The sequence below is a fragment of the Hydrogenophaga electricum genome (genome assembly GCF_030160815.1).
GTDB classification, from domain to species: Bacteria; Pseudomonadota; Gammaproteobacteria; order Burkholderiales; family Burkholderiaceae_C; genus Hydrogenophaga; species Hydrogenophaga electricum.
Genome location: NZ_BSPB01000008.1, coordinates 49575 through 73835, shown reverse-complemented (window position 1 = coordinate 73835; position 24261 = coordinate 49575). Strand labels below are relative to the sequence as shown.

Here is a 24261-nt window from a genome sequence, read left to right as displayed (position 1 = left end):
GGATTGCGTACAAAAAATCCCCAAGATCGTGCGCATCCAGGGCGGATGTACCCGCCGGCGTGCAGGCTGGTGCAGGGGCACCGATTCGGGGTGCACCACGCGGCAGCGGCCCTCCGGGTGAAGGTGCACCGATGTGGGCGGATAATCCGGCCATGCGAGTGCGATTCACCAAGATGCAGGGCGCCGGCAACGATTTCGTGGTGCTGGACGAGAGGCGCGGGCCGCTGGGCCTGAGTGCTGCGCAGTACCGCTTTCTGGCCGATCGGCACTTCGGGGTCGGGGCCGACCAGATCCTGTCGGTGCGGCCGTCGCCCGCCGCCGGCCTGGATTTCGAATACGTGATTCACAACGCCGACGGCGGCGAGGTGGAGCACTGCGGCAATGGCGCCCGCTGCTTCGTGCGCTACGTGCACGACAAGGGCCTGACCACCCACAACCCGGTGCGGGTCAAGGTTCACCACGGGGCGATCAGCCTCGCGCTCAATCCCGACGGCCGGGTCACGGTCGACATGGGCCCGCCGATCTTCGATCTGGCGCAGGTGCCTTTTGCGCCGGCCGGTCTCGCATCGCGGCCCTCGGGCGGCTGGGTGGCCTGGCCGCTGCCGCTGGCGGGCGGCGAGGAAGCGCCCGTGGCCGTGCTGTCCATGGGCAACCCGCATGCGGTGCTGCGTGTGGCCGACGTGGACGCCGCGCCGGTGGGCACCTGGGGGCCGCAGATCGAGGGCCATGCCTGCTTTCCCCGGCGCGTCAACGCCGGCTTCCTGCAGGTGCTGGACCGTTCGCACGTGCGCCTGCGCGTGTACGAGCGTGGTGCGGGCGAGACCCTGGCCTGTGGCACCGGTGCCTGTGCCGCCGTGGTCGCGGGCATCCGCCAGGGCTGGCTGGATGCCCGGGTGGATGTTCAGACCCGGGGCGGCGTGCTGACCATCGAATGGGCCGGCAACCCGGACGCGCCGGTGTTCATGACGGGCCCGGCCACGACCGTGTTCGAGGGCGAGATCGACCTGCCCGACCTGTCCTGACCCTCTTCTTTTCTGGATACTCCCGAGCATGAGCGAGCACAGCATTCCCCCCATCACCGAAGACGACATCGCCAACTACCTGGTCAACACGCCGGACTTTTTCGAACGGCATGCCGGTCTGCTCGCGTCGGTGCAACTGACCAGCCCGCACGGCCAGCGCGCGGTGAGCCTGCAGGAGCGCCAGGCCGAAATGCTGCGCGAGAAGATCCGCGGGCTGGAGCTCAAGGCGGCCGAAATGATCCGCCACGGCAGCGAGAACAGCGGCATCGCCGATCGCCTGCAGCGCTGGACGCTGCAACTGCTGCTCACCCGCGACGCCCGCCGCCTGCCCGACGTGGTGGCGCGGGAAATCGCCGCCCACTTCGCCGTGCCCCAGGTGACGATCAAGCTCTGGGGGCTGTCGCCCGAACAGGCCGACCTGCCCTGCGCCCAGGGCACGAGCGAGGACGCGCAGGCGTTCGCCTCGTCGCTGGTCAAGCCGTACTGCGGGGGCAATCCCGGCCTGGAAGCGGCCACCTGGTTGGCCGAACCGGCGGCGGCCGCGTCGCTGGCGCTGATTCCGTTGCGCCACGAGGACCCGGCCCAGGCTTTCGGCCTGCTGGTGCTGGCATCGCCCGACGCGCAGCGCTTCGCCAGCGACATGGGCACCGAATTCCTGGAGCGCATCGGCGAGCTGTCGGCGGCCGCGCTGTCGCGGTTGCTGCCCGCCGAGGGCTGAGCCCGCTCCCGCCATGCCGGCCGCAAACGCCACCACATCCGGGGCCTTGGCGGCGGCCGACCGGGCCTGGCTGGAGGCGTACCTGACCCATGTCCGGGTCGACAAGCGGCTGGCCGAACGCACGCTCGTGCTCTACCGGGCCGACCTGGAGCGGCTCGCCGCCTGCGCCGCAGCCGCCGCCGTGCCCCTGGCGCAGGTGCAGGACCACCACGTGCGCCGCTGGGTGGCCCGGATGCACGGGCAGGGCCTGAGCGCGCGCAGTCTGGCGCTGCTGCTGTCGGCCTGGCGCGGCTTTTACGGCTGGCTGGGGCGCCAGGGGCACATCACCCACCACCCCGTGCAGACGGTGCGAGCCCCCAAGGCGGGCAAACCGCTGCCCAAAGCCCTGGGGGTGGATGAAGCGGTCGGTCTGGCCACCCACCGCCAGACCGACGACGACCCGGTGCTGGAGGCGCGTGATGCCTGCATCACCGAGCTGCTGTACGGCGGCGGCCTGCGCATCGGTGAACTGGTGGGGCTTGACGTGGCTGCCGGCCCGCGGGCGCGGGGCTGGATCGATCTCGATGAAGGCGTGGCGCACGTGCTGGGCAAGGGGGCCAAGCGCCGCAGCGTGCCGCTGGGCCAGGCGGTGCGTGCCGCACTGGCGCACTGGCTGGCGGTGCGTGGCGCGCTGGCCAGGGACGAACCAGCCCTGTTCATCGGCCAGCACGGACAGCGGCTCACACCCCAGCACATCCGCGTGCGGCTGCGCCAGCGCTCGCTGCAGGCGGGGCTGGCCACGCCGGTGCATCCGCACATGCTGCGGCACTCGTTTGCGAGTCACGTGCTGCAATCCAGTGGCGATCTGCGCGCCGTGCAGGAGCTGCTTGGCCACGCGAGCATCAGCACCACGCAGGTCTACACGCGGCTGGACTTCCAGCATCTGGCCCGGGTGTACGACGCCGCCCATCCCCGCGCGCGCCGTGGGGGCTCCGGATCGTCCTGAGCGGGCGCGCCCGGGATTACCCGCTAGCATCGGGGCCCCGGCTTGAAGCAATATCGAATTCAAATATCGTTTCATGCTTCTTTTTGAGGCCGATTCCTCCTTTTCCCATTCCGGAGACACCATGACCCGCTTCCTGCTGACCCTCAAAACGGCCCTGCTGGCCTGTTTCCTGGCGCTGACGGCGCCGGCCCATGCCGCCGATGACGCCATCAAGGTGGTCTATCACATGAGCGAGGGCATTCCCCAGGCCTCGCGCGCGATCAACAACATCCGCAACCACCTCAACGCCGATCCGAAAGCCAAGATCGTGGTCGTCACGCACGGCCTGGGCATCGACTTCCTGCTCGAAGGCGCCACCAACCAGATGGAGCAGCCGTTTGCCGGCGCCATCGGCGAGCTGGCGGCGCGCGGCGTGGAGTTCCGGGTCTGCAACAACACCCTGGTCTCGCGCAAGATCGATCCCGCCAAGCTGGTGATGGAGGCCAAGGTGGTGCCTTCGGGCGTGGCCGAGGTGGCGCGCCTGCAGGCCAAGGAAGGTTTCGTGTACCTGCGGCCCTGAGCCGGTTGCTGGGGCCGTCCTGCCGGGCGGGCGGACAATAGCCGGATGAAAATCATCCGACTCAAGCCCGGCAAAGAGCGCTCGCTGCTGCGGCGCCACCCCTGGGTGTTCGACGGGGCCATTGCCAAAGGCGGGGCCGATGCCGGCGAGACCGTGCGCGTGGAGAGCCACGACGGGCACTTTCTGGCCTGGGGCGCTTTCTCGCCGCAGTCCCGGATCCGGGTGCGGGCCTGGAGCTTCGATGAGGCCCGGCGCATCGACGCCGCTTTTTTCCACGACACCCTGCGCCGCGCCATCGGCTTGCGCGCGCGCATGGGCATCGACAGCAACGGGTTGCGGCTGGTGCATGGCGAATCCGACGGCCTGCCGGGCCTGGTGGTCGACCGTTACGGCGACACGCTGGTGGCGCAGTTCGGCGCGACCGGGGTGGAACGCTGGAAATCCGTGATTGCCGACGCGCTGCTCGCGCTGACCGGCTGCGAGCGGCTGTACGAACGCTCCGACGCCAGCGCCCGGTCGCTGGAAGGGCTGCCGGAGGTGACGGGCTGGCTGCGCGGCAGCGGGCCGACCGCGTTCGAGCTGACGGAGCACGGCTGGCGACTGGGGCTGGACATCGCAACCGGCCACAAGACCGGCTACTACCTGGACCAGCGCGACAGCCGTCTGGCGCTGCACGCGCACACGCGGCGGCTGCGGTTCGGTACCGTGCTCAACTGCTTCAGCTACACGGGCGGTTTTTCGGTGGCGGCGCTGGCCGGCGGGGCGGGGCATGTCACGTCCATCGATTCATCGGGCCCGGCACTCGCTCAGGCGCGGGAAAACCTGCGCCTCAACGGTCTGGACCTGAGCCGCGCCGCGTTTCTGGATGCCGACGTCAACAGCTCGCTGCGCCAGTTCGTGGCCGAGGGCCGGCAGTTCGACGCCATCGTGCTCGACCCGCCCAAGTTCGCCCCCACGGCGGCGCACGCCGAGCGGGCCGCGCGTGCCTACAAGGATCTCAACCGGCTGGCGTTCAAGCTGCTGCCACCGGGCGGCATGTTGTTCACGTTTTCGTGCTCGGGGGGCATTGGGGTGGAGCTTTTCCACAAGATCGTGGCCTCGGCCGCGCTCGATGCCGGGGTGGATGCGGCCATCCTGCAGCGCCTTGGCGGCGCCTGTGACCACCCGATGACCGTGGCCTTTCCTGAGGGCGAGTACCTCAAGGGCCTGGTGCTGATGCGCCAGCTCTGAATCGGTCGCTGCAGGCGGGCGCCGGGTGGTCTACACTGCCCCGCTTCCTTCTCCAACGCCCAGGCCCGCCTCGCGGGCAACCTGCTCTGCCATGTCACTGATTCCCGCCACCATCCTCACCGGCTTCCTCGGTTCGGGCAAGACCACTTTGCTCAAACGCGTGCTCACCGAGGCGCACGGGCAGAAGATCGCCATCGTGGAAAACGAGTTCGGCGAAGAGAACATCGACAACGACATCCTCGTTGCCGACACCAACGAGAACATCATCCAGATGAGCAATGGCTGCATCTGCTGCACCATTCGCGACGATATGCGCGCCACGCTGACCGATCTGGCGCAGAAAAAGCGCAAGGGCGAGCTGGATTTCGAGCGCGTGATCATCGAAACCACGGGCCTGGCCGATCCGGGCCCGGTGGCGCAGACCTTCTTCATGGACGACGAGGTGGCCGAGCAGTACCTGCTGGACGCCATCATCACCCTGGTCGACGCCAAACACGCGGCCCAGCAGCTCAACGACCGCCAGGAAGCGCGCCGCCAGGTGGGCTTTGCCGACCAGATTTTCGTCAGCAAGGCCGATCTGGTCAGCGCGGAAGAGCTTGATGCGCTGACCCACCGTCTCAAGCACATGAACCCGCGGGCGGCCCTGCGCCCCGTGCACTTTGGCGAAGTGGCGCTCAAGGAAGTGCTGGACCTGCGCGGCTTCAATCTCAACGCCAAGCTCGACATCGACCCGGACTTCCTCCAGGCCGACGATCACGATCATGGTCATCACGACCATGAGCATGAGCACGGGGAACACTGCAACCACCCCTCGCACCAGCACGGTGGTCACGGACACCACCACCATCACGACGACGATGTGAAGAGCTTCGTCTACCGGGCCGACCGGCCTTTCGACCCGGCCAAGCTGGAAGACTTTCTGGGTGCCATCGTGCAGGTCTATGGCCCGCGCATGCTGCGCTACAAGGGGGTGCTGGCGATGCAGGGGACCGAGCGCAAGGTCATTTTCCAGGGCGTGCACCAACTCATGGGCAGCGACCTGGGGCCGCAGTGGGCCGAAGGTGAGCCGCGCGTGAGCAAGATGGTGTTCATCGGCATCGATTTGCCGCGCGACATCCTGGTCCAGGGGCTGGACCAGTCGCTGGTCTGAGGTCTGGGTGTCTCGCCTTGCCAACGGACGGTTGACTTTGTCCGTTTTTTCTCGCAGGCCGCCGCCGATGCATGGCTACAATCGCGGCCCAAGTTGATGAGCCGGCGGCTCGTCATCGTCCGGTCCTCCTGGCGGCAAGCGTTTTTGCTTCCTGGAGGTGCAGCCTGAAGACCGTGCATCGTCAGGAGCAATGAGGAGCGCCCACGTGAAAGCCTCGGCCAGCAGGACAACAGCCAAGACCGCCAAGCCTTCCGGGGCGGTGGTGGTGCAGGGGCGTGCGTCCGCCAAGCCGGCCGCACGGGCCGCCGTTCCCGCCAAAAAGGCGGACAAGGCAGTGGCCCCTCCCGAATCACGGCCGCGCGCGTCTGCCAAGCCGGTGGCGAAGGCGGGTCCGGCCAGTGCGGCGGTGAAGACCGCGAAGCCGGCCAAGAAGGGGAGCGATTCCCGGCCAGTGGCTCTGCCTGCCGCGTCTTCGAAAGGGACGCCGGAGCGGGGCCCGGCGAAAGAGCTTTCTCCGTCCGTGGCTGGCCCCGCGCGGACCGCGGTGGTGGCGCCTCCTGCGCCTATCATTGCGCCTGTCGAGCCACGCGCTCCGGCACCCCGGGCACCCCGCAAGGTGTCCAAGGTGCCGCCGCCCCAGCCCGAGGTGGTCCCCACCCATGCACCCGACGCCGCCAAGGCGACGTTTTTCACCATGAGCGAACGAGTAATGACCCCTCCCGCACCCGCCTCTCTCCAGAAAGACCCGAAACGGGCCAACAACTGGAAAACCCTGGCGCTCGACCAACTGGTCGACCAGGATGTGCTGGCGATGCCCGACAGCGAATACATGAACGACGTGCAACTGGCGTTTTTCCGCCGCAAGTTGCAGCAGCTCAAGGCCGACATGCTGGCCAATGCCGGCGAGACCACCGAGCACTTGCGCGAGGACACCGTGGTGGTGCCCGATCCGGCCGACCGCGCCACTATCGAGGAAGAGCACGCGCTGGAACTGCGCACCCGCGACCGCGAGCGCAAGCTGCTCAAGAAGATCGAGCAGGCCATTGCGCGGATCGACGCGGGCGACTATGGTTACTGCGAAGAGACCGGTGAACCGATCGGTGTCGGGCGCCTGATGGCCCGGCCCACGGCCAGTCTCTCGCTGGAAGCGCAGCAGCGTCGCGAACTCAAGCAGAAGATGTTCGGCGATTGATCCTGCGGATCGCCGCCTTCTTCGAGCCACCTCCTCTTTCACACGCATTCCATGGCCAAGGACGATTCCGGCGGCGGTTTCCTCTCCAAGGTGGTGAAGTTCGTTCGCCACCCCACCACCAGTTGGTCGGACCTGGACACCCGCAGTGCGGACCGCGAAAGCGAGTATTCGAAGGCGGCTCTCAAGGAGATGATCGAGCGCAAGCGCCGCAACGACTTTGTGCGGCGTCGTGAGTTCGACATGCTGCGCAAGATCCGCAGCCGCGAAGCCTCCGAACACCAGGGGCCGGGCGTGCGACCGTCCTTTTTCCAGAGCAGCCTGCCGTCCAAACCGGACGACCGGGCCATGACGCTCAAGAAGATCGACGAGATCGAGGCGCAGATGTCCATGCAGTGGTGGAAGACCAAGGGGCCGGACTCCCTGACCACCACGGGTTCGGGGCTGCACTCGGGCACGCCGTCTGCCGATGGCGCAGCTTCGCAGCCGCAGGCGGAAAACGCCCAGCGGCAGCAGGCGGAAGCCCGGCGTCGGCAGGCGCAGTACAACGAAACCGAGGCCGCGCCCCTGACGCTCGATCCGCCGCCCACAAAGCCGAACTCGACAGTTCGGCAGCCGGCGGCGCCGGCGGCCCCGTCTTACCGGGACGATGCGGTGCTAGGGGCGGCGCCGGCCACCAGCCAGCAATTGCGCACCGGTCTGGTGGCCCCCAGGGCGTCCGGCGACACCGGTGGGAACTCCAGCTTTTCGGCGTCGCACTTCTACGCGCTGGATGTGCAGGAAATTGCCCAGGATCCGGAGGTCGAAGAGGCCGCGATCCGCTTCGCCAATGGCGATGATGCCGGCGCCGAACAGGGTCTGGTCGAGTCGCTGGGAGAGGGCGGCGCCAAAGCGGACCAGGTGGATGGCTGGCTGGCCATGTTCGATCTGTACCGCGCGACCGGCCAACTGGCGCCTTTCGAAAGCCGCGCGGTGGATTTCGTCAACCGTTTCGGCCGCTCAGCGCCGCAGTGGTACGACATGCCGGGGGCGGTGACCGACATGACCGGGCGGTCCTACACCCCGTCCAGTGTGTCGACCAAGGCGGTCTGGGTGAGCGAGCCGGAACTGGATGCGCACGCGGTCGGGACGCTGCAGAACGTGCTCCTGCGGGTTGCCCAGCCCTGGGTGCTGGACTGGACGCCGCTGGAGAGTATTGATGTCAAGGCCGCCCGCGCCCTGCTGGGACTGTTCTCGCTCTGGGGCGACCAGGAAGTGGAGTTGCGCTTTTTGGGCTCTGCGCGGCTGAGCGACCTGCTCAAGAGCCTCACGCCCTCGGGGCGCCGCGATGTGGAGCAGCTCTGGTGGGAACTGCGGATGGCGGCGCTGCGGGTGATGGGCCGGCCGGACGAGTTCGAGTTGACCGCGCTCGATTTCTGCGTGACTTACGAGGTGTCACCGCCTGGCTGGGAGAAGCCCCGCTGCCATTTCATGGGCATATCCACGGGGCAGGGCGAGTCGGGGATGTCGGTGCTCGGCGAGTCCGTGATCGAGCCGGTTCCCGGGGTCTCCACGCTGCCGCAGGAATCGATGTTCGACGGACAGAGTTCGGGCCTGAACCATCTCGGGCTGGTGGAGCTGTCCGGTGAAATCCGGGGCGACCCCCAGGCCATGCTCGAAGCCCTGGAAGCGCGTCTCCAGGGGGCGGATGTGCTCATCATCTCCTGCCGCAACCTGATCCGGGTCGATTTTTCGGCCGCCGGCACGCTGCTCAACTGGGTCTCGGGCCACCATGCCCAAGGGCGTATGGTGCAGTTCGTGGACGTGCACCGGCTGGTTTCGGCCTTCTTCCACGTCATCGGTATCACCGAATACGCCAAGGTCGTGGTGCGCAACGACTGAGCGCAGCCCGACACCCGGTACGGACCGCCTTTCGGGGCGGTCTTGTTTTTGGCTTTTCCATCCCCATCTGCACCGCCATGGAACAGTTTCACGGCACCACCATCGTCTGCGTGCGCAGGCCCACCCCCGAAGGGGTTCAAGTCGCCATCGGCGGTGACGGCCAGGTCACCCTCGGCCACATCGTCGTCAAGGGCACGGCGCGCAAGGTGCGCAAGCTTTATCACGGCAAGGTGCTGGCCGGTTTTGCCGGGGCCACGGCCGACGCCTTCACCTTGTTCGAGCGCTTCGAGGCTAAGCTGGAGAAGCACCAGGGGCATCTGACGCGCGCAGCGGTCGAGCTGACCAAGGATTGGCGCACCGACCGCGTGCTGCGACGTCTGGAAGCCATGCTGGCCGTGGCCGACCACAGTGCCAGCCTGATCATCACCGGCAATGGCGACGTGCTGGAGCCCGAACACGGCATCGTGGCCATCGGCTCGGGCGGTGCCTATGCCCAGTCGGCGGCGAAGGCCCTGATCGACCACACGCAGCTCAGCGCCGAAGACGTGGTGCGCGAATCGCTGAAGGTCGCGGGCGAGCTGTGCATCTACACCAACATGAGCCACACCATCGAGGTGCTTTGATCGGGCTTCGCGTTGGACGTCGGGCGTTCAGCGCGAATCTCTCCCGGCCCGGCGCCACACTCCCCAACGCAGAACACCCATGTCTTCCATGACCCCCCAGGAGATCGTCTCCGAGCTCGATCGCTTCATCATTGGCCAGAACGGCGCCAAGCGTGCCGTGGCCATCGCGCTGCGCAACCGCTGGCGGCGCCAGCAGGTCGACGAGAAGCTGCGGCCGGAGATCACACCCAAGAACATCCTGATGATCGGCCCCACCGGCGTGGGCAAGACCGAGATCGCGCGCCGACTGGCCCGGCTGGCCGATGCGCCGTTCATCAAGGTCGAGGCGACCAAATTCACCGAAGTCGGCTACGTGGGCAAGGATGTGGACAGCATCATCCGTGACCTGGTCGAAATGGCGGTCAAGCAGGTTCGCGAGGCCGACATGCGCAAGCAGCGCATGCGTGCCGAGGACGCGGCCGAGGAGCGCATCCTCGACGTGCTGGTGCCGCCTCCGCGCAGTGTGGGCACCGAGCCGCAGCCCACACCGGACAACGCCGCCCGCCAGGCCTTTCGCAAGAAGCTGCGCGAGGGGTTGCTGGATGATCGCGAGATCGAGATCGACCTGGCCGAACCGCGGCCTGCGATGGAAATCATGGGACCGGCGGGCATGGAAGAGATGGCCGAGCAACTGCGCGGCATGTTCAGCCAGTTGGGCCAGGAGCGCAAGAAGAAGCGCAAGCTCAAGGTCCGCGAGGCGATGGACCTGCTGATCGACGAAGAGGCGGGCAAGCTGGTCAACGAGGACGACATCAAGACCCGTGCGCTGCAGATCACGGAGCAGAACGGGATCGTCTTCATCGACGAGATCGACAAGGTGGCTTCGCGCAGCGAGGGCAGCGGTGCCGAGGTGTCGCGCCAGGGGGTGCAGCGCGACCTGCTGCCGCTGGTCGAAGGCACGACGGTGTCGACCAAGTACGGCATGGTCAAGACCGACCACATCCTGTTCATTGCCTCGGGGGCCTTCCACCTGAGCAAGCCGAGCGATCTGATTCCCGAACTGCAAGGGCGCTTCCCAATCCGGGTCGAGCTGCAGTCGCTGTCGGTCGACGACTTCGAGGCCATCCTCACGAGCACCCATGCCAGCTTGGTCAAGCAGTACCAGGCCCTGCTGGCGACCGAAGGCGTCACGCTCGACTTCCAGCCCGAGGGTATCCGCCGCCTGGCGCAGATCGCCTGCGACGTCAACGAGCGCACCGAAAACATCGGTGCGCGCCGGTTGTCCACGGTGATGGAGCGCCTGCTGGACGAGGTCAGCTTCGGGGCTGCGCGCATGGAAGGGCAGTCGGTGGTCATCGATGCCGCCTATGTGGATGCGCGCCTGAGCGAGCTCAGTCACAACGAGGATCTGTCGCGCTACATCCTCTGAAGTTCAGGCGTGATCGGGTGCTCCAGGCCGGCTTTGCCGGCCTTTTTTGTGGTCTGCAGCCATGGACAGCCTGCCGTCCCTGGTCGGGTACCTGCCGGAGGTGGTGGCCCGTTCGTCGATCTGATGCGACTGGTTACAAAGATTCCGGCAAGACGGGTTTTCAAGCTTCACATGCAGTGAGCCACGTAAGTGCTTGCTTTTGCAGGAATTTTGAACTCATCAACTTTGCAAATCGACGCTAAGTGATTGATTTCATTGTGAAAAAAGACCGCTTCCCATGGGGTGGGGCGATCAAATCCTGATAAAGTGGGAAAAAGTGCAATTAAGTGGTGAAAAGTGTTTTTCTAGGCTAGGACACCGTGTTTCAAGGCGCCTCCTCACTCAGTCTCGATGCCAAGGGTCGGCTCTCCGTGCCGACCCGGCACCGTGACGTCCTGAGCGCGACGGCGGGCGGCCAGATCACGATCACCAAGCATCCCCATGGCTGCCTGATGATTTTCCCCCGCGGCGAGTGGGAAAAGTTCCGCGAGCGCATCGCCGCACTGCCCATGTCGGCCCAGTGGTGGAAGCGCATCTTCCTGGGCAATGCCATGGATGCGGACATGGATGCGAGCGGCCGGGTGCTGATTTCGCCCGAATTGCGCACCGCCGCCGGCTTGAGCAAGGATGCCGTGCTGCTGGGCATGGGCAACCATTTCGAACTCTGGGATGCCGCCACCTACGCGGCCCAGGAAGCCGAAGCCATGCAGGGCGAGATGCCCGATGTCTTCAAGGACTTTTCTTTCTGAGGCCGGTGGTGCAAAACGCATGGATTCACCAGACCGTCCTGTTGAACGAGGCGGTGGACGCGTTGGCGGTCAGGCCCGAAGGGCACTACGTCGATGCCACCTTCGGTCGGGGCGGGCACTCGCGGCTCATCCTGCAGCGCCTGTCGGCGCAGGGGCGGCTGACCGCCTTCGACAAGGATCCACAGGCGGTGGCGGTGGCGCAGGAACTGGCGGCCCGCGATGGCCGCTTTTTCATAAGGCACGAAGGATTTCGGCTGCTGTCCGGGCTGGCGCCAGCCAGTGCGGACGGTGTGCTGATGGACCTGGGGGTGAGCTCGCCCCAGATCGACGACCCCGCCCGGGGTTTTTCTTTTCGCAACGACGGACCCCTGGACATGCGCATGGACACCACGCGCGGCCAGAGCGTCGCCCAATGGCTGGAAACGGCCGATGTGTCCACCTTGTCGGAGGTCATTCGTGAATACGGCGAAGAACGGTTTGCTCAATCGGTTGCAAAGGCGATTGATCGTCGCCGACAGGAACGGGGCCCTATTCGAACCACCGGCGAGCTGGCCGAAGTCGTGGCTGGCGCGGTCAAAACCCGCGAGCCGGGCAAGGACCCTGCAACGCGCACATTTCAGGCTCTTCGGATTTTCATCAACGCCGAGCTTGAAGAGCTGCAACAGGCGCTGACGGCCAGCCTGCAGGTGCTGCGTCCCGGAGGTCGGCTGGTGGTGATCAGTTTCCACTCCCTGGAAGACCGCATGGTCAAACAGTTCATGGCGGGCCATTCGCGCGCCGTGGTGGATCGCCGCGCCCCGTTCGCCGAACCGCCCCCGACCCGGCTGGCCGAGGTGCACCGGATCATGCCCTCGGCTGCCGAGGTGCAGGCCAACCCGCGTGCGCGCAGCGCCGTGATGCGGGTGGCGACCCGCACGGAGGTGGCCGCATGATCCGCCTCAACCTCATGCTGCTGGCCGCGGTGATCGTGAGCGCCTTCTACCTGGTGCACACGCAGTACGAATCGCGCCGGCTGTACGCCGCGCTGGACCGCGCCAACGCCCAGACGCGCCGGCTGGATGCGGAGCACGAGCAGTTGCAGGTGCAAAAACGCGCCCAGGCGGCCTCGGCACGGGTACAGCAGTTGGCCACCCGCCAGTTGCAGATGCGGCCGGCCCATCCGGGCATCACCGAATACGTGACGCCGACGGTGCCGTCGGCGACGGGTCGGGGGAGCGCCCCATGAGCCGCCGCAGCATCAACTACGGTGCCAGCCCCCTGTTGGCAAGCAAGACGCCGGTCTGGCGCAGCAAGTTCATCGTGGCGGGGCTGGCGCTGGCTTTTGTCGGTCTGGCGGCGCGCGCGGTCTACGTGCAGGTGATCGGCAACGATTTCTTCCAGCGCCAGGGTGAGGTGCGGTTCGCACGCACGCTGGAGCTGCCGGCCAACCGGGGCCGCATCTTCGATCGCAATGGCCTGCTGCTGGCTTCCAGCGTGGTGGCGCAGAGCATCTGGGCCATTCCCGAGGACGTGGACAAGCAGCATCCCAAGCTGCGCGATCTGGCGCGCCTGCTGGAAATGCCCTTGCCCGAGCTGCGCAAGCGGCTGGCCGACGACGACAAGACCTTCGTCTGGGTCAAGCGCCAGGTCGACGAGCCCATCGCCAAGCAGATTGCCGCGCTGGACATCAAGGGCATCTACCAGCGCCGCGAATACAAGCGCCAGTACCCCGAAGGCGAGGCGGCCGCGCACGTGGTCGGCTTCACCAACGTCGAGGATGTCGGGCAGGAGGGCGTGGAGCTGGCCTTCAACGCCAAACTGGCCGGCAAGAACGGTTCGCGCCGGGTCATCAAGGACCGGCTGGGCCGCGTGGTCGAGGACGTGCGCGACGTGATCCCGCCCGTCGACGGGCCGGATCTGCAACTCTCCGTCGACTCCAAGGTCCAGTATTTCGCCTACCAGAAGCTCAAGGACCAGGTGACGGCGCAGAAGGCCAAGGCCGGCAGCGTGGTGGTGCTCGACGCGGTGACCGGCGAGGTGCTGGCGCTGGCCAACTACCCGAGTTACGACCCGAATCGGCGCCAGAAGCTGTCGGGCGAACAGTTGCGCAACCGGGCGCTGACCGACACCTTCGAGCCGGGCTCGACCATGAAGCCGATCACCGTGGCCTCGGCGCTGGAGCTCGGGCGCGTCAAGCCCGCGACGATCATCGACACCACGCCCGGGCGTTACGCCATCGGCGGCTTCACCATCAGCGACACGCACAACTACGGCGTGCTCACCGTGGACGGCGTGATCCAGAAGTCCAGCAACGTGGGGGCGCTCAAGATCTCCCAGCGCATGAATCCGCAGGAAATGTGGAATTTCTACACCGCGCTGGGCTACGGTCAGAAGCCGCAGGTCGAATTCCCCGGCGTGGTCGGCGGCCGTCTGCGGCCCTGGAAGAGCTGGAAGCCGGTCGAGCAGGCGACCATGTCCTATGGCTACGGCCTGTCGGCGTCGCTGTTCCAGATGGCGCGCTCGTACACGGCGTTTGCGCACGACGGCAGCATCATCCCCGTGACCATCCTCAAGTCGCCGGAGCCGGCCACGGGCACGCGCGTGTTTTCCGCCGACAACGCGGCCAAGGTGCGGCACATGCTGTGGCTGGCCACGGGCCCGGGCGGTACCGGCCAGAAGGCACAGACTGTGGGCTATTCGGTGGGCGGCAAATCGGGCACGGCGCGCAAGCAGGTCGGCAAGGGTTACGCCTCCGGCAAGTACCGTTCGTGGTTCACGGGCATGGCGCCGATCGACAAGCCGCGCATCATCGTCGCGGTGATGATCGACGAGCCCAGTGCCGGTGCCTACTACGGCGGCACCGTGGCCGGGCCGGTGTTCAGCGAAGTGGTGCAGCAGACGCTGCGCATCATGGGTGTGCAGCCCGACATGAACGTCAAGCCGCAGATCGTGACCGAGGCGGTGGAGGAGTCGTTCTGATGGCGACCACCCTGATGCACGACCCGGCCCGGATCGCTCACTGGCTGCGCGCGCGCGTTCGCGGCGCGTTGCATTGCGACAGCCGCCAGGTGCAAGCCGGCGATGGCTTCGTCGCCTGGCCGGGCGCGGCGACCGATGGCCGCCGCTTCGTGGCGGCCGCGCTGCAGGCCGGCGCCGCAGCCGTGCTGGTCGAACAGGCGGGTGTCGAGGCCTACGGCTTCGACGACGCGCGCATCGTTGCCGTGCCGGGGCTCAAAGCGCTGGCCGGTCCCATCGCCAGTGCTTATGCCCAAGACCCGAGCGCGGCCATGGACGTGGTGGCCTTCACCGGCACCAACGGCAAGACCTCGTCCGCCTGGTGGATGGCCCAGTTGCTGTCGGCGCTGGACCGGCCGTGCGCGGTGGTGGGCACGCTGGGCATTGGCCGGCCGCCGCTGGCCGGACAGTCGGGGCACAGCCTGGTGCCCACCGGTCTGACCACGCCCGACCCGGTTCTGCTGCAGCAGCGCCTGCGCGGACTGGTTGATGCCGGCACCCGTGCCTGCGCCATCGAAGCCTCGTCCATCGGCCTCGTCGAAGGCCGGCTCAATGCCGTGAGGGTGCGGGTGGCGGTGTTCACCAATTTCACGCAGGACCACCTGGACTTCCACGGCAGCATGGCCGCCTACTGGGACGCCAAGCAAGCCCTGTTCGACTGGCCGGGCCTGCAGGCGACGGTGGTCAACCTCGACGATGCCCAGGGGCGTGGGTTGGCCGAACGGCTGGGTGCGCGCGCCGGTGTGGACGTATGGACGCTGGCCATCGGTGCCCCGGCCCGTCTGTCGGCGCAGGGTCTGCGCTTCACCACGCAAGGCATGGCGTTCGATCTGGTCGAGGCCGATGCGGCCGGTGCCGAGCGGGCGCGGCTTGCGCTGAGCCTGCCGCTGGTGGGGGCCTACAACGTGAGCAACCTGCTGGGCGTGCTGGCCGCAGCGCGCGCCCTCGGGGTGCCGCTGGCCGACGCGGTGGCCGCTTGCGCCGCGCTGACCCCGGTGCCGGGCCGTATGGCGCAGGTGGATGCGCGCGAAGGCCGTCCGCTGGTGCTGGTCGACTACGCCCACACGCCCGACGCGCTGGAAAAGGCCCTCCAGGCCGTGCAGCCGCTGGCGCGCCAGCGCGGTGGTGTGTTGTGGGTGGTCGCCGGTTGCGGTGGTGATCGCGATCCGGGCAAGCGGCCGCTGATGGCGGACGTGGCCGAGCGCGAGGCCGATCGTGTGGTGCTCACCAGCGACAACCCGCGCAGCGAAGATCCCCTGGCGATCCTGGCGCAGATGCGCGCGGGTTTGGCGCGGCCGGACGCGGCGCGCATCGAGCCCGACCGGGCTGCCGCCATCACCCTGGCGGTGCAGGCAGCGGCGGTGGCCGATGTGGTGCTGATCGCCGGCAAGGGGCACGAGGATTACCAGGAGGTGATGGGCGTCAAGCGCCCGTTCTCCGATCACGAGCAGGCCCAAATGGCGCTGGCGCGCCGGGCGGTCGAAGGAGCGGCGGCATGAAGTCTTTTGCCGAACTGTTGCCCCTGCTCAAGGGTGCGCGCCCGCAAGGCGAGGTGATCGCCCCCATCGTGCGCGTGCACACCGATACCCGCAGCCTGCAGCCGGGTGACCTCTTCGTCGCCCTGCGCGGCGAGCGTTTCGATGCCAACACGTTCCTGCCCCAGGCGGGTGCCGCCGGGGCCGTGGCCGCGATCGCGAACGGTGGGCTGACGGCGGCCGGGTTGCCTGGTGTGGAAGTGCCCGACACCCGGCTCGCGCTGGGCGAGCTGGCCGCGCTGTGGCGCGCGCAATTCAGCCTGCCGCTGATCGCGGTGACGGGCAGCAACGGCAAGACCACCGTGACCCAGATGGTCGCGTCCATCCTGCGGGTCGCGGCCGGCGAACAGGCGCATTCGACCCAGGGCAACCTGAACAACGACATCGGTGTGCCGCTGACGCTGCTGCGCCTGCGGCCGCAGCACCGCCTCGCGGTGGTGGAACTGGGCATGAACCACCCGGGCGAAATCGGCTACCTGGCCGCGCTCGCGCGGCCCACCGTGGCCCTGGTCAACAACGCCCAGCGCGAGCACCAGGAATTCATGGGCACGGTGGAGGCCGTGGCGCGCGAAAACGGGCAGGTCCTCAGCGCGCTGGGTGCGGAGGGCGTGGCCGTCTTCCCCAGCGACGATGCCTACACCCCCGTGTGGCGCGAACTGGCGGGCCGCCGCCGGACGCTGACCTTCAGCGACCACGATACGGCGGCCGATCTGCGGGTGCTGGCCGCGCGGTGGGAGGCGGGCGCGTGGGCGCTGCACCTGCAAACCCCGGCGGGCGATCTGCGCTGCCGGCTGCACATCGCTGGGCGGCACAACGTGCGCAACGCGCTCGCGGCGGCGGCCTGTGCGCTGGCGGCGGGTGTGGCCCCCGAACAGGTGGCCGCCGGCCTGGATCGCTTCGAGCCCGTGGGCGGGCGCTCGCGCGCGCTGGCACTGTCCCTGCCGGGCCGCCATATCACCCTGGTGGACGACACCTACAACGCCAACCCCGACTCCATGCTGGCCGCGGTCGACGTGCTCGCCGAACTGCCGGCGCCGCGCTGGCTGGTGCTGGGCGACATGGGCGAGGTCGGTGACCGGGGGCTGGCTTTCCACCTGGAAGTGCTGCGCCATGCCCGGGCCTGCGGCATCGAGGCCGTGTGCTGCACCGGCCCCTTGATGGCCGAAGCCTGTGCCGCCCTGGCCGCGGCCGGTGAGCCGGCGCCGCGCCACTGGGCCGACGGCGCCGAACTTGCGGCCTGGGTGGCGGCCGCGGTGGTGACCCCGGCCAACGGGGTGGCCAGTGTGCTGGTCAAGGGCTCGCGCTTCATGCGCATGGAGCGCGTGGTCCAGGCGCTGCAGGCTGCCGCCCAAGAACCCTTGCGGAAGGAACCGATCGATGCTGCTTAGTCTGGCCCAGTGGCTGCAGGGCCTCGGCCCGGAATTCGGCTTTCTGCGCGTTTTCCAGTACCTGACTTTTCGCGCCGTGATGGCCGCGATGACCGCGCTCATCGTCGGGCTGGTGGCCGGGCCGTATTTCATCCGGCGCCTGAGCGCGCTCAAGATCGGTCAGCCGATCCGCGAATACGCCATGCAGACCCACCTGAGCAAAGGCGGCACGCCCACTATGGGCGGGGTGCTCATCCTGTTTGCGATCGCGCTGGCGACGCTGCTGTGGTTCGACCTGACGAACCGCTTCGTCTGGATCGTGATGCTGGTGACCTTCGGGTTTGGCGCCATCGGCTGGGTCGACGACTGGCGCAAGGTGGTGCGCAAGGACCCGGAAGGCATGCGCTCGCGCGAGAAGTATTTCTGGCAGTCCGTCATCGGCCTGGTGGCCGCGTTTTACCTGGCCTTCAGCGTGGCTGAAACCAACAACCTGCGCGTGCTGGAGCTGTTCTTCGACTGGGTTGCGTCGGGCTTCACCCTGGAGCTGCCGCCGCACTCCGGTCTGATGGTGCCCTTTTTCAAGGAAGTGGCCTACCCGCTGGGCGTGTTCGGGTTTGTGGTCATGACCTACCTGGTCATCGTCGGCTCCAGCAATGCGGTCAACCTGACCGACGGGCTCGACGGCTTGGCCATCATGCCGGTGGTGATGGTGGGGTCGGCGCTGGGCATCTTCGCCTACGTCACCGGCAATGCGGTCTTTGCGCGCTACCTGCTGGTGCCGCACATTCCGGGGGCGGGCGAACTGCTGGTGTTCTGCGCCGCCATGGCGGGTGCCGGGTTGGCGTTTCTCTGGTTCAACACCCACCCGGCCCAGGTCTTCATGGGCGACGTCGGTGCGCTCGCGCTCGGGGGCGCGCTGGGCACCATCGCCGTCATCGTGCGCCAGGAAATCGTGCTCGCCGTCATGGGGGGCATCTTCGTGGTTGAAGCGCTGTCCGTGATGCTGCAGGTGAGCTGGTTCAAGTACACCAAGAAGAAATACGGCCAGGGGCGCCGCCTGTTCCAGATGGCGCCGCTGCACCACCACTTCGAGAAGAAGGGGTGGAAGGAAACCCAGGTGGTGGTCCGCTTCTGGATCATCACCATGTTGCTGTGCCTGATCGGCTTGTCCACGCTCAAGCTCCGATGAACACGCTCCAGGACCAACACGTTCTCATCCTCGGCCTGGGCATCTCCGGCCTGTCCATGGCGCGCTGGTGCGCGGTCCAGGGCGCCCGGGTGACCGTGGCCGACACCCGGCCTGCGCCGCCGTCGCTGGCGCGGCTGCAGGCCGAATGCCCGGCGGTGGCGTTCGTGGCCGGGGCCTTCGACGAGGGCTTGCTCGGCAGCGGGACCTGGCAGCTCATTGCCCGCAGCCCAGGACTGCCACCAGCGCAACTGGCGCCCGTGCGCGCCTGGGCCGCCGAACACGGCGTGCCGCTGGTGGGCGAGCTGGACCTGTTTGCCGCCGCCCTGCGCGAACTGGGCGCGCGCGAAGCCTGGCCTTACCGGCCGAAGGTGCTGGCGATCACGGGCACCAACGGCAAAACCACGGTCACCTCGCTCACTGGCCTGCTGCTCGAGCGCGCCGGCCTGCGCGTGGCGGTGGCCGGCAACATCGGTCCGGCCCTGCTGGATGTGCTGGGCGAGGCGCTGGCTGCCGAAGCGCAGGCGGATGCCGAGGCCGCAGCGCAAGCGGCGCAAGCCGACGTGATCGAACCGGTGGCCGAGGGCGACGTGTCGGTGGCGGTCGACAACGCGTCCCCCGACAGCGCGGAGGCTGCCGACGCAGCCGCCAGCCCGGAGGTGGCCGCGCCGGTCGCCGACGACACCGCCGAGCCGGTCGAACCCGAGGCCGACGTCGAGGTCGCGCCCCTGATCGCCCCGCCACCCCCGCCGCCGCCCGAGCCGCCGCACCTGCCGCAGGTCTGGGTGCTGGAGCTGTCGAGCTTCCAGCTCGACGGCACGGCCGGTGGCGACTGGGACGCGGTGCCGACGGCCGCGACGGTGCTCAACATCACCGAAGACCATCTCGACTGGCATGGGTCGATGGCTGCCTACGCCGGGGCCAAGGCCGCGGCCTTCGGTCAGCAGGCGCTGATGGTGCTCAACCGCGACGACCCCCAGGTGCTGGGAATGAAGCCGGGGCTGGTGACGGTCAAGATCAGCGGTCGCAATCGCCAGCAAAGCGCCCGGCCCTGGAGCAGCTTCGGCCTGGACTTGCCCTCGCGCGCCGGCGACTGGGGGCTGGAAGCGGTCAATGGCATGGAATGGCTGGTGCGGGCGCTGGCGCTGGACGAAACCCGCAAGCGGGGCCGCGCCGACGACGAGGAGGAGCTGTACCTGCAGCGCCTCATGCCGGCCGATGCGCTGCGCATCCGCGGCCGCCACAACGCCGCCAACGCGCTGGCCGCGCTGGCGCTGGCCACGTCGACCGGCGCGCCGCTGGCGCCCATGCTGCACGGGCTGCGCGAATACCGCGGCGAGCCGCACCGGGTCGAACCGGTCGGCATCGTCGACGAGGTCGAGTACTTCGACGACAGCAAGGGCACCAACGTCGGTGCCACGCTGGCGGCGATCAGCGGCCTTGGCGCGGAGCGCCGCCTGGTCGTGATCCTGGGGGGCGACGGCAAGGGCCAGGATTTCACGCCCCTGGCGGCGCCGGTGGCGCGCCACGCGCGCGCGGTGGTCTTCATCGGCCGCGACGCCGCGCGTATCCGGGCGCAGATCGGCGCCGAAGCGCAACAGGCAGGGGTCGAGATGGCCGACGCCGCCAGCCTGCCCGAGGCGGTGCAGCAGTGCGCGGCCTGGGCCCGTTCCGGCGACGCGGTGCTGCTCTCGCCCGCCTGCGCCAGTCTGGACATGTTCGAGAACTACGGGCACCGGGCCCGTGTCTTCGTCGACGCCGTGCAGGCGTTGGCGGTCGATCGGGGCGTGGAACTGGGAGGGGGCCTGTGAGCACCGAAGCCCGTTCCTTCGCCAGCCGCCTGCGCGACCTGTTTTCGGGGCGCAGCCTCGCGGGCGCGCTGACCGGTGGCGACGCGCTGCCGGTGCGGCTGTCCAACCGCACCTATGCGGGCACGCGCAACGCCGCGGTGCGCGAGCTGGGCTTTGACCAGCCGCTGCTGTGGGTGGTGCTGTCCCTGCTGGCCTGGGGCCTGGTGATGGTGTATTCGGCCTCGATCGCGCTGCCCGACAACCCGCGCTTCGCCAACTACAGCCACACCCATTTCGTGGTCCGGCACGGCTTCTTCATCCTGATCGGGATGGTGGCCGCGCTGATGGCGTTCCAGGTGCCGATGCGCACCTGGGAGCGTTTTGCGCCCTGGCTGTTCGCCGTGGCGCTGGTGCTGCTGGTGGCGGTGCTGATCCCGCACGTCGGCACGGTGGTCAACGGGGCCCGCCGCTGGATTTCGTTCGGTTTCATGAGTTTCCAGCCTTCGGAGCTGGCCAAGCTGGCCGTGCTGCTCTACGCGGCCGACTACATGGTGCGCCGCATGGAAGTCAAGGAGCGCTTCTTCCGCGCTGTGCTGCCGATGGCGCTGGCGGTGCTGGTGGTGGGCATGCTGCTGCTGGCCGAGCCCGACATGGGCGCGTTCATGGTGATCGTGGTGATTGCCATGGGCATCCTGTTCCTGGGGGGTGTCAACGCCCGCATGTTCTTCCTCATGGCGCTGCTGGTGGTGGCCGCGTTCGCCATGATCGTGCTGACCAGCGAGTGGCGCCGCGAACGCATCTTTGCGTACCTGGACCCGTTCAGCGAGAACCATGCGCTGGGCAAGGGCTACCAGCTCTCGCACGCGCTCATCGCCATCGGGCGCGGCGAGATCTTCGGTGTCGGTCTGGGCGGCAGCGTGGAAAAGCTGCACTGGCTGCCCGAGGCGCACACCGACTTCCTGCTGGCGGTGGTGGGCGAAGAGTTCGGCCTGATCGGCGTGCTCGCGCTGATCGGCCTGTTCCTGTGGCTGACGCGCCGCATCATGTACATCGGGCGCCAGGCGATTGCGCTGGACCAGGTTTTCGCGGGGCTGGTAGCCCAGGGTGTGGGCCTGTGGATGGGTTTCCAGGCCTTCATCAACATCGGCGTGAACCTGGGGGCCCTGCCCACCAAGGGGCTGACGCTGCCGCTCATGAGCTATGGCGGCTCGGCCGTGCTGATGAACCTGGTGGCCATTGCCATCGTGCTGCGGGTGGATTACGAGAACCGCCAACTGATGCGGGGAGGGCGCGCATGACGCCGAACACCACCCCGCGTCACACGACCTCTGCAGCAGACCACCGGGGCACGGCGCCTTGTGCGCTGGTGATGGCCGGCGGCACGGGCGGGCACATCTTCCCCGGTCTGGCCGTGGCCGAGGCCCTTCGCGAACAGGGCTGGCGCGTGCACTGGCTCGGCGCGCCGGGCAGCATGGAAAGCCGGCTGGTGCCGCCGCGTGGTTTTGCGCTGGAAACCATCGACTTCGGTGGCGTGCGCGGCAAGGGGCTCAAGACGCTGGTGCTGCTGCCGCTGCGGTTGCTGCGTGCCTTCTGGCAGGCCTGGCAGGTGGTGCGCCGCGTGCGCCCCGACGTGCTGGTGGGCCTGGGGGGCTACATCACGTTCCCGGGCGGCATGATGGGCACGCTCGCGGGCAAGCCCCTGGTGCTGCACGAACAGAACTCGGTGGCGGGGCTGGCCAACAAGGTGCTGGCCGGCGTCGCCGACCGCGTGTTTCTGGCCTTCCCCGGGGCGCTGAAGAAGGGTGCCTGGGTGGGCAATCCGCTGCGCGCACCGTTTCTGCAACAGCCGCCACCGGCGCAGCGTCTGGCGGGGCGCAGCGGGCCGCTGCGCCTGCTGGTGGTGGGGGGCAGCCTGGGAGCCAAGGCGCTCAACGACACCGTGCCGCGCGCGCTGGCGCTGCTGCCCGAATCCGAGCGCCCGCAGGTGATCCACCAGAGCGGCGAAAAACAGATCGACGAGCTGCGTGCGAACTACGCCGCAGCAGGGGTCGACGCGACGCTCACGCCCTTCATCGACGACACGGCCCAGGCCTTCGCCGACGCCGACCTGATCGTCTGCCGTGCCGGTGCCAGCACCGTGACGGAAATCGCCGCTGTGGGAGCGGCCGCGCTGTTCGTGCCCTTTCCGCACGCGGTGGACGACCACCAGACCACCAACGCCCGCTTCCTGGTGGATGCGGGCGCTGCCTGGCTGGTGCCCCAACCCGCATTCACGCCCGAATCGCTGGCGCAGACCCTGCGCACGGTGCAACGGGCCGCTTTGATGGAGATGGCCGTGAAGGCCCAGCAAATGGCAAAGACCGAGGCCGTGGCCGCCGTGGTGGCGGCCTGTGAGCAGCTCGCGAAGGGGAAGGGCGCATGAAGCACGCCATTCGCCACATTCACTTCGTCGGCATCGGCGGTTCGGGCATGAGCGGTATTGCCGAGGTGCTGCTGAACCAGGGCTACGTGATCTCCGGCAGCGACCTGGGGGCCAACGCCGCCACGCGCCGCCTGGTCGCACTGGGTGCCACGGTGCACCAGGGGCATGACGCCGCTTTCATCGAGGGGGCCGACGCCATCGTCACCTCGACCGCCGTGAAGGAAGACAACCCCGAGGTGGTGGCGGCGCACGCCAAGCTCGTGCCGGTGGTGCCGCGTGCGGTCATGCTGGCCGAGCTGATGCGCATGAAAAAAGGCATCGCCATCGCTGGCACGCACGGCAAGACCACGACCACCAGTCTGGTGGCGAGCGTGCTCGCCGCTGCAGGCCTGGACCCGACCTTCGTCATCGGTGGCCGGCTCAACAGCGCCGGCGCCAATGCCCAGCTCGGTTCGGGCGAGTACATCGTGGTCGAGGCGGACGAGTCCGACGCGTCTTTCCTCAACCTGCTGCCGGTGATTTCGGTCGTCACCAACATCGACGCCGACCACATGGACACCTACGGGCACGACTTCGGCCGGCTCAAGGGCGCCTTCGTCGACTTCCTGCACAAGATGCCGTTCTACGGCGCCGCCGTGGTGTGCGTGGACGACGCCGCGATCCGCGAGATCCTGCCGCAGATCGGGCGCCCGATCACCAGCTACGGCATGGCCGAGGACGCGCAGATCCGCGCGGTGGATGTGCGCGCCGTGGGGGCACAGATGCACTTCACCGTGCAGCGCCGCAACGGCGTGCAACTGCCCGACCTCGACGTGGTGCTCAACCTGCCGGGCCGCCACAACGTGCTCAACGCGCTGGCCGCCATCGGCATCGCGGTCGAACTGGGCATTCCCGATGCGGCGCTGCTGCAGGCGCTGGCCGACTTCAAGGGCGTGGGCCGGCGCTTCCAGCGCTATGGCGAAGCGCCGTTGCCGGCGGGTGGCCGCGCGACCCTGGTCGACGACTATGGCCACCACCCGGTGGAAATGGCCGCCACCATCGCGGCCGCGCGCGGGGCTTTCCCCGAACGCCGCCTGGTGCTGGCGTTCCAGCCGCACCGCTACAGCCGCACGCGCGACTGCTTCGAGGACTTCGTCAAAGTGATCGGCCAGGCCGACGCGGTGCTGCTGGCCGAGGTCTACGCGGCCGGCGAAGCGCCCATCGTGGCCGCCGACGGCCGGTCGCTGGCGCGCGCGCTGCGCGTGGCGGGCAAACTCGAACCGGTCTTTGTGGACGACATTGCCGCCATGCCCCAGGCGGTGCTGGACAACGCCCGCGACGGCGATGTGGTGCTGTGCATGGGCGCCGGCTCCATCGGCGCGGTGGCCGCTCAGGTGATCGAGCTGGCCGGCAAGGACAAGGTGTGACCATGAAT

The 24261-nt window shown here is 68.2% G+C and carries 21 protein-coding genes; all 21 read left to right on the top strand.

Translation table 11 applies throughout. The features are described 5' to 3' along the window. The first annotated feature begins 152 nt into the window (after positions 1–152). The 21 genes from dapF to murC all read left to right on the top strand — a co-directional run bounded on the left by dapF (position 153) and on the right by murC (position 24253). Positions 153–1022 carry a diaminopimelate epimerase gene (gene dapF, locus QQK43_RS07435; RefSeq protein WP_284307243.1) on the top strand — a complete coding sequence of 290 codons (870 nt, stop codon included), beginning with the start codon at positions 153–155 and terminating at the stop codon, positions 1020–1022. Between the two features lie 28 nt (positions 1023–1050). Then, positions 1051–1740, top strand: a complete 690-nt coding sequence (locus QQK43_RS07430) for a DUF484 family protein (protein WP_234265636.1) — start codon at positions 1051–1053, stop codon at positions 1738–1740. Positions 1741–1753: 13 nt separating this feature from the next. Then, entirely contained in the window at positions 1754–2725 is a 972-nt protein-coding gene (locus QQK43_RS07425; protein ID WP_284307242.1) for a tyrosine recombinase XerC, read from the top strand. A gap of 121 nt (positions 2726–2846) precedes the next feature. Beyond that, positions 2847–3284: a DsrE family protein gene (locus QQK43_RS07420; RefSeq protein ID WP_234265634.1), complete on the top strand. Its 438-nt coding sequence runs from the start codon at positions 2847–2849 to the stop codon at positions 3282–3284. 45 nt (positions 3285–3329) lie between these two features. After that, a complete protein-coding gene (locus tag QQK43_RS07415; protein ID WP_284307241.1) occupies positions 3330–4514 on the top strand; it encodes a class I SAM-dependent rRNA methyltransferase in 1185 nt (394 codons plus the stop codon). 91 nt (positions 4515–4605) lie between these two features. Next, positions 4606–5664: a CobW family GTP-binding protein gene (locus tag QQK43_RS07410; protein ID WP_284307240.1), complete on the top strand. Its 1059-nt coding sequence runs from the start codon at positions 4606–4608 to the stop codon at positions 5662–5664. Positions 5665–6358: 694 nt separating this feature from the next. Beyond that, complete coding sequence (gene dksA / locus QQK43_RS23650) at positions 6359–6856, top strand: RNA polymerase-binding protein DksA (RefSeq protein WP_326491073.1); 498 nt, start codon at positions 6359–6361, stop codon at positions 6854–6856. Between the two features lie 51 nt (positions 6857–6907). Beyond that, a complete protein-coding gene (locus QQK43_RS07400; RefSeq protein ID WP_284307238.1) occupies positions 6908–8734 on the top strand; it encodes an STAS domain-containing protein in 1827 nt (608 codons plus the stop codon). 77 nt (positions 8735–8811) lie between these two features. Beyond that, entirely contained in the window at positions 8812–9357 is a 546-nt protein-coding gene (gene hslV, locus QQK43_RS07395) for an ATP-dependent protease subunit HslV (protein WP_234265629.1), read from the top strand. A gap of 79 nt (positions 9358–9436) precedes the next feature. Continuing rightward, positions 9437–10765: an ATP-dependent protease ATPase subunit HslU gene (gene hslU, locus QQK43_RS07390; RefSeq protein ID WP_234265628.1), complete on the top strand. Its 1329-nt coding sequence runs from the start codon at positions 9437–9439 to the stop codon at positions 10763–10765. Between the two features lie 359 nt (positions 10766–11124). After that, positions 11125–11553: a division/cell wall cluster transcriptional repressor MraZ gene (gene mraZ / locus QQK43_RS07385; RefSeq protein ID WP_284307235.1), complete on the top strand. Its 429-nt coding sequence runs from the start codon at positions 11125–11127 to the stop codon at positions 11551–11553. Between the two features lie 8 nt (positions 11554–11561). Next, positions 11562–12485, top strand: a complete 924-nt coding sequence (gene rsmH, locus QQK43_RS07380) for a 16S rRNA (cytosine(1402)-N(4))-methyltransferase RsmH (RefSeq protein WP_234265626.1) — start codon at positions 11562–11564, stop codon at positions 12483–12485. Next, a complete protein-coding gene (gene ftsL, locus QQK43_RS07375) occupies positions 12482–12778 on the top strand; it encodes a cell division protein FtsL (RefSeq protein ID WP_234265625.1) in 297 nt (98 codons plus the stop codon). The genes rsmH and ftsL overlap by 4 nt, the downstream gene beginning before the upstream one ends. Beyond that, entirely contained in the window at positions 12775–14511 is a 1737-nt protein-coding gene (locus QQK43_RS07370) for a peptidoglycan D,D-transpeptidase FtsI family protein (protein WP_234265624.1), read from the top strand. The genes ftsL and QQK43_RS07370 overlap by 4 nt, the downstream gene beginning before the upstream one ends. Next, positions 14511–16046: a UDP-N-acetylmuramoyl-L-alanyl-D-glutamate--2,6-diaminopimelate ligase gene (locus QQK43_RS07365; RefSeq protein ID WP_284307233.1), complete on the top strand. Its 1536-nt coding sequence runs from the start codon at positions 14511–14513 to the stop codon at positions 16044–16046. Before QQK43_RS07370 ends, QQK43_RS07365 begins: the two co-directional genes overlap by 1 nt. After that, on the top strand, positions 16043–17470 hold the full coding sequence (locus QQK43_RS07360; RefSeq protein ID WP_284307232.1) for a UDP-N-acetylmuramoyl-tripeptide--D-alanyl-D-alanine ligase: 1428 nt from the start codon (positions 16043–16045) through the stop codon (positions 17468–17470). Before QQK43_RS07365 ends, QQK43_RS07360 begins: the two co-directional genes overlap by 4 nt. Next, positions 17460–18638, top strand: coding sequence for a phospho-N-acetylmuramoyl-pentapeptide-transferase (gene mraY, locus QQK43_RS07355; RefSeq protein WP_284307231.1), 1179 nt, complete (start codon positions 17460–17462; stop codon positions 18636–18638). Before QQK43_RS07360 ends, mraY begins: the two co-directional genes overlap by 11 nt. Further along, positions 18635–20446: a UDP-N-acetylmuramoyl-L-alanine--D-glutamate ligase gene (gene murD / locus QQK43_RS07350; RefSeq protein ID WP_284307230.1), complete on the top strand. Its 1812-nt coding sequence runs from the start codon at positions 18635–18637 to the stop codon at positions 20444–20446. Before mraY ends, murD begins: the two co-directional genes overlap by 4 nt. A gap of 29 nt (positions 20447–20475) precedes the next feature. Next, the gene (ftsW, locus tag QQK43_RS07345; RefSeq protein WP_284307304.1) at positions 20476–21723 is read left to right on the top strand and encodes a putative lipid II flippase FtsW; all 1248 of its coding nucleotides are present in this window, start codon (positions 20476–20478) and stop codon (positions 21721–21723) included. A gap of 71 nt (positions 21724–21794) precedes the next feature. Then, positions 21795–22847, top strand: a complete 1053-nt coding sequence (gene murG, locus QQK43_RS07340; RefSeq protein WP_284307303.1) for an undecaprenyldiphospho-muramoylpentapeptide beta-N-acetylglucosaminyltransferase — start codon at positions 21795–21797, stop codon at positions 22845–22847. Beyond that, on the top strand, positions 22844–24253 hold the full coding sequence (murC, locus tag QQK43_RS07335; protein ID WP_284307229.1) for a UDP-N-acetylmuramate--L-alanine ligase: 1410 nt from the start codon (positions 22844–22846) through the stop codon (positions 24251–24253). Before murG ends, murC begins: the two co-directional genes overlap by 4 nt. The last annotated feature ends 8 nt before the right edge of the window (positions 24254–24261 follow it).